Source organism: Pseudobutyrivibrio sp. AR14, from assembly GCF_900101325.1.
GTDB lineage: Bacteria > Bacillota > Clostridia > Lachnospirales > Lachnospiraceae > Pseudobutyrivibrio.
In genome coordinates this window covers 14,312-30,452 of the sequence record NZ_FMUY01000023.1, presented here as the reverse complement: position 1 = coordinate 30,452, position 16,141 = coordinate 14,312, and the positions used below count along the sequence as shown (strand labels likewise).

The window sequence follows — 16,141 nt, the reverse complement described above, 5'->3', positions numbered from 1 at the left end:
GGGTTCAGAACGTCGTGAGACAGTTCGGTCCCTATCCGGCGCGGGCGGAGGATATTTGAGAGGAGCTGCCCCTAGTACGAGAGGACCGGGGTGGACGGACCACTGGTGTATCAGCTGTCGACCAACGGCATAGCTGAGTAGCCAAGTCTGGACGGGATAAACGCTGAAGGCATCTAAGCGTGAAGCCCCCCTCAAGATGAGATATCCCCTCCTTCAAGGAGATAAGATCCCTTAAAGACGATAAGGTAGATAGGTTCAAGGTGTAAGTGTGGTAACACATTCAGCTGATGAATACTAATAGATCGAAGGTTTATTCTAAAAGATGTTAGCGTGTTCTCGTGACACTGTATGAAGTTTTGAGGTTGCTATAAATACCTTTTGGCCTCATGGCTCAGTTGGTTAGAGCGCCGCCCTGTCACGGCGGAGGTCGAGGGTTCAAGTCCCTCTGGGGTCGTTGAATTTAATAAACAGTTTGGGATCTTAGCTCAGCTGGGAGAGCATCTGCCTTACAAGCAGAGGGTCACAGGTTCGAGCCCTGTAGGTCCCATTTAAGTGAATATAGAAATATGTTAATAACATGGGCGGTTTCCCGAGTGGCCAAAGGGGACAGACTGTAAATCTGCTGCAAATTGCTTCGGTGGTTCGAATCCACCACCGCCCATCTTTTTTAATATCGCGGGATGGAGCAGTCTGGAAGCTCGCCGGGCTCATAACCCGGAGGTCGGTGGTTCAAATCCATCTCCCGCAACTCGGTGACTCGCCATTATGATTGCCTGACGGCAAAGAGGCTCGTCGCTGTTCATGATTTGCTTCGCAAATCTTGAAATTTTGTGCCCAGATAGCTCAGTTGGTAGAGCAGAGGACTGAAAATCCTCGTGTCGTTGGTTCGATTCCGACTCTGGGCACTATTTTTATGTCAACTATAGTCTTTAGGTTAATTCCTAAAGGCTTTTTTTGTTATATAGTCATAAGAAAACTTTTCGTAATTTTTAAGTAAAGATTACTTTTTGCACCTAAAAGGTAAAAAAAGAGCCACCAAGAAAGCCTAAAATATAGGATAATTCTAAAAGTGGCGGGATTTATTAAGATATTTGGTTTTTTGAAAAATGAATTAAAATTTACAGACTATTGCATCAATAGTTGAAACGTGATACCATGGATTTGCACGCGCCACTAAAGCAGTGCAAAGGAGAGGTGTTATGTTTATAGGTAGAAAGAACGAAGTAGAAAAACTAAGTGGTTTTTACGAAGGGGACAAATGCGCTATCGCGGTTGTATCCGGTCAGATAGGTATTGGAAAGACTACATTACTTCAAGAGTTTGCACAGGATAAAAAGGGGTTATTTTTTGAGGCATATGAGACTACTGGCAAGCACCAGATGGAGCGTCTCAGCTCATACATGGGCAGCAAGAAAACCTTCGATCCAGCAGGCTTCTGCAAAGAAATTTCAAAGAGAGCTGCAAAAGAAAAACAGCTTATTATCATTGATCAATATCCAAATATTGTGAAGGCAGATCCGGAATTTGATAAAGTACTCCATGATTTTGTTGTTGGAGAATGGAAGGATTTGCCAATTAAATTAATATTGTGTTCTGATGCTTTTATGCTTGTAGACAAATATATTAAGGGGAAAAAGGCTATCTGGAGCAAGAATATTGACTTGGATTTAGTATTAGAGCCATTAGGCTTCTATGATTCATGCGAGTTTTTTGATGATGCTAGTCCTAAGGAAGCTGCATTCCTTTATGGTATTACAGGTGGTATTCCTTATAATCTTGCTAGAGTTGCTGCATTACTAGGCGTATCAGGATTTGAAGATTTTGGCCTTACACAGGTTTCAGAAGAGGACAAGATTAAGCAGGTTGCTGCTAGACTTTTCCTATGTGGTAGATCAAGTGTTGGTCTTAATCCAGAGCAGGTAATGTCCACAGAGCTTAGAGAGCTAGCATATTATAATTACATGCTTGCAACATTGGCTAGTGGTCTTAATAGAGTTAATCAGATATCAGCTGCAGTAGATAAGCCAAAGGACGTAGTAGTTCCTTATTTGAATTCACTTATGGCAATTGGCGTATGTACTAAAGATACAGCTATTACTGAGGTTACTAATAGAAAAAAGACAAGATATTCAATTGTAAATACAAGTACACTTTTCTGGTACAAATATGTGGTTCCTAATTTCGATATGTACATGTCAGGTGATATTGACGGCATGTGGGACCATATAAAAGAAAATATTCAAGACTATATGAAAGAGGTATTCATTAAAATTTGTGGAGAATACCTTGAAAATGAAAGTGATAAGAATCAGCTTCCATTCACTGTTGAGGAGATTGGAAACTGGTGGGTTAATGATGATGAAGCCGGCACAACTGATGGCTTTGATTTAGTTTCACTTGGTAAATGCGAGAATAAGGCAGCTACTATATTCGCACAGTGTTACTACAACAATGAGCCAATTGAAGTTGCACAGCTTAAGTCGCTTATTGAGAAGACAAAACAGCTTCACCGTCAGGGAGATGCATTCTACATAGTATTTGCAAATGCAGGCTTCCATGAAAATGCTATTACCATTTCATCAGCAATCAAAAATATTATGTTGATTACCTTAGATGAAATGAGATAATATTGACCCGGTCAGGCAGGCTGACCAGGTACAAGTTTTAGGAGGAGAACAATGACAAATCAAGAGCTAAAGAAAACAGCTAATGAGGTTCGCAAGGGCATCATCGAAGGTGTTCACGCAGCTAAGGCTGGTCATCCAGGCGGATCTTTATCAGCAACAGAGGTATTTACTTACCTTTACTTTGAAGAGATGAATATTGACCCAAAGAATCCAAAGAAGGCAGATCGTGATAGATTTGTGCTTTCAAAGGGACATACTGCTCCAGGTCTTTATTCTACACTTGCTCAGAGGGGTTTTTTCCCAGTAGAAGATTTAAAGGGCCTTCGTAGCATTGGCTCACACCTTCAGGGTCATCCATGTGTGCAGCATACACCTGGTATTGACGCATCATCTGGTTCACTTGGACAGGGTATATCTGTTGCAGTAGGAATGGCTCTTTCTGCAAAGCTCTCAAATGAATCATATAGAGTATATACTCTTCTTGGAGATGGTGAGATTCAGGAAGGTCAGGTATGGGAAGCATCAATGTTCGCAGCAGCAAAGAACCTTGATAACCTTTGTGTAATCGTTGATAACAACGGACTCCAGATAGATGGACGTATTGAGGATGTTAACAGCCCATATCCTATTCCAGACAAGTTCAGAGCATTTAATTTCCATGTAGTAGAAGTTGCAGACGGAAATGATTTTGATCAGCTCAGAGCAGCTTTCAAAGAGGCACGTGAGACAAAAGGCCAGCCAACAGCTATCATCATGAAGACTGTTAAGGGCAAGGGCGTTTCATTCATGGAGAACCAGGTGGGATGGCATGGAAAAGCTCCTAACGACGAGGAGTATGCTATCGCTATGGAAGAATTGGGAAAGGCTGGTGAGTAAGTATGGCAGACGTTAAGAAAATCGCAACTCGTGAGAGCTACGGTAATGCTCTTGTCGCTTTAGGCGAAAAATATGATAATCTTGTAGTTTTAGATGCAGACCTTGCAGAGGCTACAAAGACAGGAATTTTTAAGAAAGCTTATCCAGACCGTCACATTGATTGTGGTATTGCAGAGTCAAATATGGTTGGCATTGCAGCTGGTCTTGCTAGTACAGGAAAGGTTCCATTCTGCAGTTCATTCGCAATGTTCGCAGCAGGTCGTGCATTTGAGCAGGTACGTAACTCAGTTGGTTACCCACATCTCAATGTTAAGATTGGTGCTACTCATGCTGGTATTTCAGTAGGTGAGGATGGTGCATCACACCAGTGTAACGAGGATATCGCACTTATGCGTACAATCCCAGGCATGACAATCATCAATCCTTCTGATGATGTAGAGGCAAAGGCTGCAGTTGAGGCAGCATATAAGATGGATGGTCCAGTTTACCTTAGATTTGGCCGTCTTGCAGTACCTGTAATCAACGACAATGCTGATTACAAATTTGAGATTGGTAAGGGCGTAGTTCTTAAAGAGGGCAAAGACCTTACAATCATCGCCACAGGTCTTGAAGTGAATGAGTCGCTTGAGGCTGCTAAGAAGCTTGCAGAGGACGGAATTGATGCAGAAGTAATCAATATCCATACAATCAAGCCAATCGATGCAGACCTTATTGTAAAGAGCGCATCAAAGACAGGAAAGGTTGTTACAGTTGAGGAGCACTCAGTTATCGGTGGTCTCGGCGGTGCTGTAGCAGAAGTTCTTTCTGAGAAGTGCCCAACAAAGATGCTTCGTATCGGTGTTAAGGACACATTTGGTGAGTCAGGTCCAGCTGTTAAGCTTCTTGAGAAGTATGAGCTTGATGCAGCAGGAATTTACAAGCAGATTAAGGCTTTTTTATAAGATAATTATTAAGGGCACATCCATGTGATGTGCCTTTTTTCATTAGAAAATTTTCAATAGATGAAGTTGTAAGTGGATTACGTATAGGTGGGGATTATGTTAAAAGAAGTGTTAACTGTTAATGTAGATATAAAAGAAGAGTATGAAGTAAAGGGACAATCTGGCTCAGCAAAGATGATACTATTTGAAGGCTATATAGATTGTGATGCTTTTAAAGGGAAGATAATGCCGGGAGGAGTAGACACTCAAAGACAAAAGCCAGGAGAAAATGTGACTCTTTCAGCTAGATATATTGTTGAAGGAACTGATAATGAAGGAAAAGAATGTAAACTATTCATTGAGAATAATGGTGAAATATTAGAAGATGGTACTATTGTTACTAAACCGGTAATATATACTGACAGCGAAGCGCTATCCTACATAGAAAAAGCCGAGCTAACAGGCACTGTAGAGGCAAGTCAGCTCGGCGTAATAATTCATATTTATACGAACTTGTAAATTGTAGTAGAGTGAGCCTTTACGCCAGCCTTTGCAATTGGCTGCGCAAACTCTGGTACATTGATAGCATTTGGGAAGAACTGTGATTCAAAGCAAACACCGTAGCGCTTGTCATATGGGAAATCACCCTTTCCAATATGTGAAGAATCAAGGTAGTTACCAGCATAAAGCTGTACGCCAGGTAAATCTGTATAAACTTCCATCTTTCTGCCGCTCTCAGGGTCTTCAAGTGTACAACTTGGCTTAGTGAGAGAAGGGTTATTTAAGCAGTAATTGTGGTCAAAACCACCAGCCCATTTAAGCTGATCATAATCTGCTTCTGTATCCTTAATAAGTGGCTTTGGAGTAGTGAAATCCATTGGAGTGCCCTTAACATCGCGGCATTCTCCGTGTGGAATAGACTCAGAATCAGTGTGTGTGTACTTGTCAGCATCAATCCATACAATCTCGTTCATTACGGAACCTGAATCATGTCCATTAAGGTTAAAGTAAGAATGGTTAGTTGGGTTGAAGATTGTATCAACATCAGAAACCCCTGAATATTCAAGCTTTAAAGCATTGTCATCAGAAAGAGTATATGTGATTGTGATGTCCATCTCACCTGGGAAACCACATTCCATATCTGCCTTGTGACAAGTAAATGTAATATGGCTATCGTCAACTGACTCAACATCCCAAATACGCTTGTGCATTGGATTGAATCCAGAGTGCAAGTTGTTCTTGCCGTCATTGGCATCAAGCTTGTACTCAACACCATTTAAAGTGAATTTAGAATCGCCGATGCGGTTGCCGTTAGGGCAGATGCAGCAGCCAAAACCAGGACCATTTACAAAATAGTCTTCGATTTTCTCATATCCTAAAACAACATCTGAAAGGATGCCCTCAGAATCTGGAACCCAAAGCTCTAATAGGTTGCATCCATAGTTCATTATTTTAGCTTGCATACCATTTTTATTTACAAGTGTGTAAGCAATGATATCTTCGCCGTTTTTAGTGACGCCTAATTTTTCTTTTTCCACGTGAAAACCTCCCTGAAAATTTAAAATAAAATCCCGCTGTGTCAAAAAAGACCACATAGATAATGATAAAGGTCTAATGGGGTAAATACAAGATTTAAGCTGTATTTAAGCAAATTTTCGAAGTGTAAATGTCAAAGAAATGCCATTTGTCTTGTTAATGATTTTGAGAATGATTAAAATAAAAATATGAGTGAATCGGCGAAAAAACGAAGGATAGCAGATAAAAAAATCTTTCGATTAATAAAATTGCAAATCGTACTATTACTCATTCTTGTGGCAGGTATTACCTATTACTACGCCAGTGGGTACGCAGCTGAAGTCTCTGCACTTAAAGCAGAGGCTATTAATATTGTAAAACATTCTAGTGTAGATACTTTTAGGCAGATAGAGACTAGCGAAGTTTACGATTCAAATGGTAATACCATTTCAATTCTTAAGGGCGAAAAGGATGTATATTATATCACCTACGATCATATCCCGACTTATGTCTGCGAGGCCCTCATTTCCATTGAGGATAAGAAATTCTATAAGCACAGCGGAGTGGATTATAAAGCTATAGCTAGAGCTATTTTTGCTATGGTGAAGGATGGCGAGGTAACTCAGGGAGGAAGTACTATAACTCAGCAGCTTGCCAGAACAATTTTCTTAAGCAATGAGAAAACATGGCAGAGAAAAGTAGAGGAAATATATATAGCTTCAGAAATGGAGAAAAAATACTCCAAGGAGCAAATTCTTGAGTTCTATCTTAACAATGTATATTTTGCTAATGGATATTATGGAATTCAGGCGGCAGCAAAGGGTTATTTCAGCAAGGATGTGACAGAGCTTAGCTTGTCTGAAATATGCTATTTACTAGCGATTCCAAACAGTCCTACATATTATGATCCTGTAATTAATCCTCAGAATACAATTACTAGAAGAGATTTGATTCTTACATCTATGTACAAGGATGGAGTAATAGATGAGAAGACTTATAACAATGCAAAAAAACAGGAGATTGTACTTGAAAGGCCTAATAGCGTAAAAAACAATTATGTAGAAACTTACGTATATTATTGTGCTACAAAGGCATTGATGGAGACAGAAGGCTTTGAATTTAAAAATGATTTTGCATCAGAAGAGGCAAAAGAAGCATATGAAAGAGCCTACGAGGAAGCTTACAACAATTGTAATGCAAGTCTTTTTACATCGGGCTATAGAATATACACATCCATAGATTTAAATAAGCAGCAGAAACTACAAACAATCATAGACACAAAGCTAGAGGAATTTACAGATGTAAATGAAGAAGGAATACTTGCGCTTCAGGGGGCAGGAGTATGCATAGATAATAGCACTGGAATGACAGTGGCTATAGTTGGTGGTAGGAGTCAGGATGTTTCAGGTTACACTTTAAATAGGGCATTTCAAAGCTTTAGACAGCCGGGAAGTTCTATAAAGCCGCTTATTGTTTATACCCCAGCCCTAGAGATGGGCTACACTCCAGATGACATAGTGATGGATGAGAAATTTGAAGGTGGGCCTGAAAATGCTGGAGGAAAATATGCTGGAGAAATAACACTTAGAGATGCTGTAGCATATTCGAAGAATACAGTAGCATGGCAGCTATATGAGCAGGTGACACCGGAAAAGGGCATTGGATACTTGAATAACCTTGGATTTAGTCATATAGAAAAGGATGATTATGGAATGGCGGCGTGCCTTGGTGGACTTACAGTAGGTGTAAGTCCTCTAGAGATGGCAAAGGGTTATGCAACCATATTTAACGATGGTTATATGAGAGATCCAGGGTGCATCATGAAGATAACAGATGCAGCTGGAAATATCCTATACGAAGCCAACCAGGAAGAAGTGCAAGTTTATCAAGAAAATGCTGCCAGAACTATGACAGATATGCTACAATCAGTAATAGCGGTCGGTACAGCAAAGGGAAATGATTTAGGTGAAATGCCTTGTGCTGGTAAAACAGGAACTACCAATAGTAACCGAGATGGATGGTTTGTTGGATACACTCAGTATTACACCACTAGCGTGTGGGTGGGATATGACATTCCAAAACAGATGCCTGGACTGACAGGTTCATCTTATCCGGCAGCTATTTGGCAGGAATACATGATGGATATTCATGAGGGTTTGCTTCCGGCAGAGTTTTTAAGGCCAGTGGAATACATTGGCACTGAAGAGCAGCAGGAAGAACCGGTGATAGATGAGGAAGAAAGCCCTGAGGACCAGGAGAATCCTCAAGAAGAGGATGATACAGTAACATATCAGCTGGTGACTCAGACATTTGACGGAACTGAGATTCCACCGGGGGTAATTCCTGAGAACGCAACAGATATACAGATTACTACGACTACAGAAGGTCAGTAATAATAAAGTAATGGAGGATTTAGGAGAGTATGGCAAAGTATGGATTTGGGTTGGATTTAGGTGGCACAACATGTAAGTGCGGCTTATTTACAAATGAAGGAGAACTACTTGATAAGTGGGAAGTACCTACAGATACTAGCAATGGTGGAGTTAATATTCTTAAGAACTTAGCTGCAACAGTTAAGGAAAAGATGGCAGAGAAAAACATCTCAGCTGATGATGTTTCAGGTGTAGGTATCGGTATTCCAGGACCTGTATCAGGAGATGGTGTTGTAAATCGCTGTGTAAACTTAGGTTGGGGCGTTTTCAATGTAGAAAAAGAATTCTCAGATGAGCTTGGCGGAATAAAGGTAAAAGCAGGCAATGACGCAAATGTAGCAGCTCTTGGCGAGGCTTGGATGGGAGCAGCTAAGGAATATTCAAGCTCAGTAATGGTTACACTTGGAACTGGTGTAGGCGGCGGAGTAATTATCAATGATGAAATCATCACAGGTGCAGCAGGTGCAGCAGGTGAGATTGGACATATCAGAGTAAACTATACAGAGGAGATGACTTGCGGATGCGGTAATCATGGATGTCTCGAGCAGTATTGCTCAGCTACAGGTATCGCTCGTCTTGCAAAGATACGCCTTGCTATGAATGAGGATGAAAGCGGACTTAGAGCTATTCCTACAGAGAATATTGATGCAAAGGCAGTATTTGACGAGGCTAAGAAGGGCGATGTAGTCGCAAAAGAAGTTGTAAAGCGCGCATGCGAGTACTTGGCTCAAGGTCTTCAGGTTATCTCAGCCGTTGTAAACCCAGAGGCATTTGTTATTGGAGGCGGTGTTTCTAAGGCTGGACAGATTCTTATCGATGAAGTTGAGTATAGATTCAACCAAATCGCATTTCACGGATGCCGCAATACTAAAATTATTCTTGCAACACTTGGCAACGACGCAGGTATCTATGGAGCGATGAAGCTTATCCTTTAATTTGAAATCAGATTTATAATAACACGAAAAAAGACTTGTAACTTCAGCCAAAGTTACAAGTCTTTTAATGTATCAAGGGTTATATTTATTTCTTCATTACTCCTGCATATCCATTCTCTACGATATTTGATGCCTGAGTTGTGAGTGTGTCGAAATCGATTTTACGGCCGCCCTTAAGCCAGTCTCTATAAATAAATGTAATAGAAATTGTGTATGAACGAACGATTGATGGATAGTCAGTTCTTTCAAAGAACTTTGCAAATGGTTCACTGCGAAGTACAGAATCTGTGACTGATTCATAGAAGAATGAATAGTGATCGTCGCAAAGAAGCTTCTTTTGTACTTCGTTACATGATTCCAAGTAAATATAGAAGTTTTTGATACATCCTGGAAGGTCAAAAGCTTCAGCATATGAGCCAATGCTTTCGAGAATGTCTGATACAATTTCCTCCTCAATTTCTTTAACTAAATCATCAAGTGATGAATAGTGTAAGTAAAATGTCTTTCTATTGATGCCAGCCCTGTCAGTAAGTTCAGGAATAGAAATCTCGTTGTAATTCTTCTCAAGAACAAGTTCATAAAATGACTTTCTTATAGAAGTTAAAGTTCTTCTAACCCTTAAATCCTTACTTCTTTCTCTCATTATAATACTCCTTCAACATTGTAAGATGTTTATATTGACCCTCAAAAATGATACATAAATAGAATGCACAACTGCAAGACTAACATATTTGATGTATCTTTGTCTACTATACCACGGAAAAATCAGCCCGAGTAAGTTTTAATAGATTTTTTATAATTTGTTTGTTGATTGGACACATTTAAGAGTGTATACTAACTCTTAGTTCGGAATCGGACTATTCGGAAACGAACAAGTAGTGCGCAATTAAGTTAAATATAATCGATTAAGAGGATTAAATCAAGGGAAAGAAAGGAAAATTATGATAGGAGAAGAGTTCGATAAGAGAAGGCATTTTGGCTTTATGCTTGATAATGCTGCTCGAGAAATTAAAAAAGCTGTTGGCCGAGGCGTAATAGAAATGGGTGAAGTTCCATGCAATTTAAAGAATGCATGGCTTGTAGGATATATTGAGCGCCAAAGGGACCCAGTATTCCAAAAGGACTTAGAAAAGACATTTCATTTCCCTAAATCCACACTGGCTGACATGATTCAGTGTTTGGAGAAATCGGGATATTTGGCTAAGGCTCCTGTGGATACAGATGCCAGAAAAAAACAGATAGTTGTCACCGAAAAAGGAAAGAACTTCAGCACACTTGCTGAGAAAGAAATTATGGCGGTTGAGGACTACATTACAAGGGGGATTCCAGAGGATCAGATTGATTTGCTGGTTGAAATATTTGAGAAAATTCAGCAAAACGCTAAGGACTATAAGTCTTATGTAGAGTTGAAAAAGGAGGATTAAGTTTTGGTTAAAAGGATATTGCATGAAATAAAGGAATATAAAGCAGCCGCTTTTCTCACTCCTTTTTTTATGATTCTAGAGGTTGCAATGGAGATGTATATCCTGCGACTTGTAGGAGATTTAGTAAGTGAAGGAGTAGAAAAAGGCGACTTGTCTGCTATCTATAAAATAGGTGCCATGATGCTTATCAGTGCAGCAGTGGGGCTGTTTGGTGGAATAATGGGTGCTGTATTTGGAAGCAAGGCATCAGCAGGTTTGGCGAAGAACCTGAGAAAGAGCATGTTTGAAAACATCCAGACATTTTCTTTTGAAAACATTGATAAGTTTTCAACTGCAGGTCTTGTAACTCGTCTTACAACTGATGTTACTAACATTCAAAATGCTTTTATCATGATTCTTCGAATGGGATTTAGAGCCCCTGTGACTGTAATATCAGCTATGATTTTGTCGTTTACTATCAGCCCAAAGATTGCATCTATTTTCTTGGTAGCAATGATTTTACTCCTCATAGTAATGGCTTTTGTAATGACAAAGGCACGTCCGCTTTTTGATACTTTGTTTAAGAAATACGATGCTTTAAATGCATCAGTTCAGGAAAATATTACTGGAATGCGTGTTGTTAAGGCATACGTTAGAGAGGACTACGAGAAGAGCAAATTTAAAGAGGGAAGCGGCGGCATTTACAATTTTGCTACTGCAGCTGAAAAAATGGTTGTATTTACAATGCCATTTATGACCTCTGTTGTTTATACATGTATCGTTCTTATTAGCTGGTTTGGAGCTAAATTTATAGTTATCGACAAGACACTTGAGACAGGTGATTTGCTTTCACTTTATGGATACTGCATGAGTATGCTTATGTCGCTTATGTTCTTTGCGATGATCTTCATCATGGTAACAATGTCTATTGCAAGTATGCAGCGAATCTATGAGGTGCTTGAGGAAAAGACTGCAATCACAAATGGTGATGATCCAATTTATGAAGTGCCAGATGGCTCTATTCAGTTTAAAGATGTAGTATTTGGCTACAACAAGACAGCTGAAAAGCCAGTACTTGACCATATTAATCTAGAGATTAAGTCTGGAGAGACTATAGGAATTCTAGGTGGAACTGGTTCTGCCAAGACTACATTAGTCTCTATGATTTCACGACTTTATGATGTAGATGAGGGTCAGGTTATAATCGGCGGTCATAATGTTAAGGACTACGATGTGGAGACAGTGAGAAATCAGGTCTCTGTAGTACTTCAAAACAATGTGCTTTTCTCAGGTACTATTGCTGAAAACCTTAGATGGGGTGATAAAGAAGCCAGCGATGAGGATATTAAAAGAGCAGCTAGACTGGCATGCGCTGATGAGTTCATTGAGAAGTTCCCTGATGGATATAACACTCACATTGAGCAGGGTGGAACCAACGTATCAGGTGGACAGCGCCAGAGACTTTGTATTGCAAGAGCCCTTCTTAAGAAGCCAAAGATTCTTATCTTAGATGATTCTACATCTGCTGTTGATACAGCTACAGATGCAAGTATAAGACGTGCCTTCAGAGAAGAAATCCCAGGCACAACAAAGCTTATTATTGCACAGCGTATTTCATCTGTTATGGATTCAGACAGAATCATTGTTATGGATGATGGAAAGATAGATGATTTTGGAACTCATGAAGAGTTGCTTGCAAGAAATGAAATCTATCGCGACATATACCAGCAGCAGACAGGCGCAGGTAGCGGTGATTTTGACAAGGAAGATCAGGAAGGAGGTGCCGACATTGGCTAGACGACCAGTACCAGGACAGATGCCAAAGCTTACAAAAGAGCAGAAGGCCAAAAGACGCGGCGCCCTTGGCCGAGTATTTAAATATGTTGGACAGAGATATTGGCTCCACTTAATTATAGTGGTTATCAGTATTTTCGTTGGTGTACAGTGCAACGCAAAGGGTACTGCCTTTATGCAGACTCTAGTAGATGACTATATTACGCCAATGGTAAAAAGTGGAAGCACCGATTTCACTGGCTTAGCTCATGCTATAAAAACTATTGTTGTCTATTATGCAGTGGGCATAGTAGCCACTTATTTATACAATTATTTGATGATTTATGTAGGACAGGGAACTCTTAGGGATCTTCGAGATGACATGTTTGAGAAGATGGAAGATTTGCCAATCCGTTATTTCGACACACATGCCCACGGTGATGTAATGTCGATTTATACCAATGATATTGATACAATGCGACAGATGATTTCACAGAGTTTTCCTCAGATATTTAACAGTGTAATCTCTATCGTAACAGTATTTATCTACATGGTAATGACCTCATGGGCACTTACTATTGTAAGTATATTAATGATTGTTCTCATTGCCTTTACAACAGCGCAGGTTGCAGGGCGCTCAGGTAATTATTTCCGCAAGCAGCAGCAGTCCCTTGGCGCTGTAAACGGAAATATCGAGGAAATCATGAACGGCCAGAGGGTCGTTAAGGTATTCTGCCACGAGCAGGAGGCAATTGAAAAATTCAATGAGCTCAATGAAGAGCTTTACAACAATGCATACAAAGCAAACAGACTTGCCAACAGCCTTGGACCTATCAATATGCAAATGGGTAATGTCAGCTACGTAGCATGTGCAGTAGTAGGTGGCACACTTGCAATCAATGGCTGGATGGGTCTTACAATTGGTGCGTTAATTGCATTCCTTCAGTTTAACCGTTCATTTAATATGCCTATATTCCAGGTATCACAGCAATTCCAGTCTATCGTACTTGCAATGGCAGGTGCCGAGCGAGTATTTGACTTAATTGACGAGACTCCAGAGACAGACGAAGGCTACGTAATGCTCGTTAACGCCAAGGAAGAAAACGGACAGATTGTAGAATGCAAGGAGCGTACAGGCATGTGGGCTTGGAAGCATTATCACAAGGCCGAAGGCACAACAACCTACGTTAAGCTTGAAGGTGACATCGTATTCGACGACGTAGACTTTGCATACAATCCAGACAAAACAGTACTTCACAACATCAAGCTATTTGCAACACCAGGTCAGAAAATAGCATTTGTTGGTGCAACAGGTGCAGGTAAAACAACCATCACCAACCTTATCAACAGATTCTACGACATAGCAGACGGTAAAATCCGCTACGACGGTATCAACATTAACAAAATCAAAAAGGCTGACCTACGCCATTCACTTGGAATAGTACTTCAGGATACACACCTTTTTACAGGTACAATCGCTGACAACATCCGCTACGGTAAGCTGGATGCCACAGAAGAAGAGGTAATTGCAGCAGCAAAGCTTGCCAATGCCGACAGCTTCATCAGAAGACTTCCTAATGGTTACGACACAGTAATCAAGGGAGACGGTGGAAACCTTTCACAAGGCCAGAGACAGCTTCTTGCCATAGCAAGAGCTGCTATCGCAGATCCACCAGTACTTATCCTAGATGAGGCTACATCATCAATCGATACACGTACCGAGAAAATCGTGCAGGACGGCATGGACAAGCTTATGCATGGACGTACTACATTCGTCATTGCCCACCGCCTCTCTACCATCCGTAACTCTGATTGCATCATGGTCCTTGATCAGGGTCGCATCATAGAGCGTGGTAGCCACGATGAGCTCATCAAAGAAGGCGGCAAATACTACCAACTATACACTGGCAAAATCCAAAACGCCTAAGCCAACCGCCCTTCATAGCACACAACTGATACCCGGCGCCCCTAGCCCCACATCCCGCTTGACTAAGTGTGGCTTATATGGCTCTATACATGCATTAAGAGGCACCTGTGGTATCACAGCATGAATATTTGGTTTTTCTACACGCAAATTGACAACAGACATTTCATGTGTCTTTCTCAAGCCTTTACAGTTTTCAAAAAAGTAGCTTATGTGTGGACACACGGCACATTAAGATGGCAGTTAAAAATGGTTTTGAGGGTGTTTGGAGCGATTTTGGAATGAACTTAGAAAAATATAAAGCAGGTTTTGTAATATATTTGCAGCTGCCGCTAGGATGGCGGCAGCAGTGGTCACGCTGAGACACGATGTCGAATGTGCCACGGTGCAAATATATACAAAACCTGCTTTTTAATTTTTCTTAGTGAATGTATCATGAGCCCCAAACACCCTCTTGGAATCATTTTGAAAACTGCCATAGATATTAATTGGGTGTCCACACAGCAAAGCTACATTTTTGAAAACAGTTCATTCTTAGAAAGACACATGGCTGTTGCCAATTTTTGACGTGAAGAAAAACTACAAATATTCGCTGAATCGATACCACAGGTGCCCTTATGCATATCTAGAGCCATAAAAGTTCCTACAAGCGGGATGTGGGGCTAGGAGCGCCGGGGGGCAAACTAGAAATGCTATGAAGGGCGGGGGATGAGGCGGGATTTAGCTGGATAGTTGGTATGTATTTCAACCTAGGCGGTGTGGGTATGAAATGTCAGACAATTGTGATATAATGTAACTAAGTTTTTTGGACCGTTGTTTAGCATTTCGACGTATAAGGTGTTGAAGAATGGAATTTAAGTCGATATCTAAGGAGAGACTAATGTCTACAGATGAAAAAATTGCAAGCGTAAGAGCTTCCTTTGCTATGGAAGACATGATACTCACTCCTGAGGAGATAGAGCGTGGGAGAATGATTATCGAAAAAGAGGTTGATGTGGAGGATGTAGTTCGACAGATTACATCTAGGTATGTTTCGGTAGGATAAGCCCATGATGGATGAATATTATCGCTATGAGTATGAGGATAACGGCCAGTACTGCTATCCACACACTCATGTCCTCAAGAACAAACTTGATATTAGGGATAAGGACGAGCTGTTCAAGGTGGAGCAGGAGCTTAGCTCGGCGAGATATTTTGAGATTAGCCAGCGTCCAATTCCAGGCGATTTTTCTTTAGAACATCTTTGTGCCATTCATAGGTACTTGTTTCAGGATATATACGAGTGGGCGGGTCAGATTCGCACCGTAGATATTTCAAAGGGCACTATTTTCTGCCTGACTCAGTTTATAGAGATAGAATTTAAAAGGGTCCATGAGTGGATAATTCATAATAATTATCTAAAGGATGTGGATAATAAGACAGAAATGGCTGAGAAGCTTGCCTACCTGATTGGTGAGATTAATATGATTCATCCATTTAGGGAAGGTAATGGCCGCGCTCAGCGAGTATTTATAGAGTATATCTGCAAGAATAGTAACCACTTTGACATCGATTTTTCTAAGACTACAAAGAACGATATGATATTGGCAAGCAAGGAAAGTTCAGTGCTAAATTATGAGCCTTTTGAGGAACTTTTGTATGGATGTCTTGTGGAAATGGAATAGCGAAATAATACACATGTTTCGGTAAATGTGCCAACATATTCTCAAGCCCCTGTTCTAGGGGCTTTTAACATA

13 protein-coding genes, 5 tRNA genes and 1 rRNA gene are annotated in these 16,141 nt (G+C 40.6%); 17 read left to right on the top strand and 2 right to left on the bottom strand.

Features of this window, described 5'->3' with window-relative positions:
• The 10 genes from BLP50_RS13655 to BLP50_RS13610 form a co-directional block, all read left to right on the top strand.
• Positions 1-318 (top strand): 23S ribosomal RNA (locus BLP50_RS13655); the annotation flags it as partial.
• 62 nt (positions 319-380) lie between these two features.
• Positions 381-454, top strand: a tRNA-Asp gene (locus tag BLP50_RS13650).
• 20 nt (positions 455-474) lie between these two features.
• Positions 475-547, top strand: a tRNA-Val gene (locus BLP50_RS13645).
• Between the two features lie 32 nt (positions 548-579).
• A tRNA-Tyr gene (locus tag BLP50_RS13640) sits at positions 580-661 on the top strand.
• A gap of 13 nt (positions 662-674) precedes the next feature.
• Positions 675-748, top strand: a tRNA-Met gene (locus tag BLP50_RS13635).
• Between the two features lie 84 nt (positions 749-832).
• Positions 833-905, top strand: a tRNA-Phe gene (locus BLP50_RS13630).
• A 294-nt stretch (positions 906-1,199) separates the two neighbouring features.
• Complete coding sequence (locus BLP50_RS13625) at positions 1,200-2,627, top strand: ATP-binding protein (RefSeq protein ID WP_090155724.1); 1,428 nt, start codon at positions 1,200-1,202, stop codon at positions 2,625-2,627.
• A gap of 51 nt (positions 2,628-2,678) precedes the next feature.
• A complete protein-coding gene (locus BLP50_RS13620) occupies positions 2,679-3,503 on the top strand; it encodes a transketolase (protein WP_090155722.1) in 825 nt (274 codons plus the stop codon).
• 2 nt (positions 3,504-3,505) lie between these two features.
• A complete protein-coding gene (locus tag BLP50_RS13615) occupies positions 3,506-4,444 on the top strand; it encodes a transketolase family protein (protein ID WP_090155720.1) in 939 nt (312 codons plus the stop codon).
• Between the two features lie 96 nt (positions 4,445-4,540).
• A complete protein-coding gene (locus tag BLP50_RS13610) occupies positions 4,541-4,942 on the top strand; it encodes a DUF3237 family protein (RefSeq protein WP_090155718.1) in 402 nt (133 codons plus the stop codon).
• Here the strand turns inward: BLP50_RS13610 and BLP50_RS13605 are convergent.
• Complete coding sequence (locus BLP50_RS13605; protein ID WP_242869287.1) at positions 4,927-5,961, bottom strand: aldose epimerase family protein; 1,035 nt, start codon at positions 5,959-5,961, stop codon at positions 4,927-4,929. The two genes, BLP50_RS13610 and BLP50_RS13605, sit on opposite strands and share 16 nt — an antisense overlap.
• Positions 5,962-6,207: 246 nt before the next feature.
• On the opposite strand from BLP50_RS13605, the gene BLP50_RS13600 reads away from it, so the two are divergent.
• Both BLP50_RS13600 and BLP50_RS13595 read left to right on the top strand, forming a co-directional pair.
• Positions 6,208-8,331, top strand: a complete 2,124-nt coding sequence (locus BLP50_RS13600; RefSeq protein ID WP_242869286.1) for a transglycosylase domain-containing protein — start codon at positions 6,208-6,210, stop codon at positions 8,329-8,331.
• Positions 8,332-8,360: 29 nt separating this feature from the next.
• Positions 8,361-9,305: an ROK family glucokinase gene (locus BLP50_RS13595; protein ID WP_090155712.1), complete on the top strand. Its 945-nt coding sequence runs from the start codon at positions 8,361-8,363 to the stop codon at positions 9,303-9,305.
• A gap of 85 nt (positions 9,306-9,390) precedes the next feature.
• Here the strand turns inward: BLP50_RS13595 and BLP50_RS13590 are convergent, their stop codons facing one another.
• Entirely contained in the window at positions 9,391-9,948 is a 558-nt protein-coding gene (locus BLP50_RS13590; RefSeq protein WP_090155710.1) for a TetR/AcrR family transcriptional regulator, read from the bottom strand.
• Positions 9,949-10,246: 298 nt separating this feature from the next.
• Here BLP50_RS13590 and BLP50_RS13585 point away from each other — a divergent pair, with 298 nt between their 5' ends.
• The 5 genes from BLP50_RS13585 (at position 10,247) to BLP50_RS13570 (ending at position 16,069) form a co-directional block, all read left to right on the top strand.
• On the top strand, positions 10,247-10,729 hold the full coding sequence (locus BLP50_RS13585) for a MarR family winged helix-turn-helix transcriptional regulator (RefSeq protein ID WP_090155708.1): 483 nt from the start codon (positions 10,247-10,249) through the stop codon (positions 10,727-10,729).
• 3 nt (positions 10,730-10,732) lie between these two features.
• The gene (locus tag BLP50_RS13580) at positions 10,733-12,505 is read left to right on the top strand and encodes an ABC transporter ATP-binding protein (protein ID WP_090155706.1); all 1,773 of its coding nucleotides are present in this window, start codon (positions 10,733-10,735) and stop codon (positions 12,503-12,505) included.
• 19 nt (positions 12,506-12,524) lie between these two features.
• Positions 12,525-14,408: an ABC transporter ATP-binding protein gene (locus BLP50_RS13575; protein ID WP_090155736.1), complete on the top strand. Its 1,884-nt coding sequence runs from the start codon at positions 12,525-12,527 to the stop codon at positions 14,406-14,408.
• An 877-nt stretch (positions 14,409-15,285) separates the two neighbouring features.
• Positions 15,286-15,450: an antitoxin VbhA family protein gene (locus tag BLP50_RS14385; RefSeq protein WP_163927216.1), complete on the top strand. Its 165-nt coding sequence runs from the start codon at positions 15,286-15,288 to the stop codon at positions 15,448-15,450.
• Between the two features lie 4 nt (positions 15,451-15,454).
• Complete coding sequence (locus BLP50_RS13570; protein ID WP_090155702.1) at positions 15,455-16,069, top strand: Fic/DOC family protein; 615 nt, start codon at positions 15,455-15,457, stop codon at positions 16,067-16,069.
• Positions 16,070-16,141: the final 72 nt, after the last annotated feature.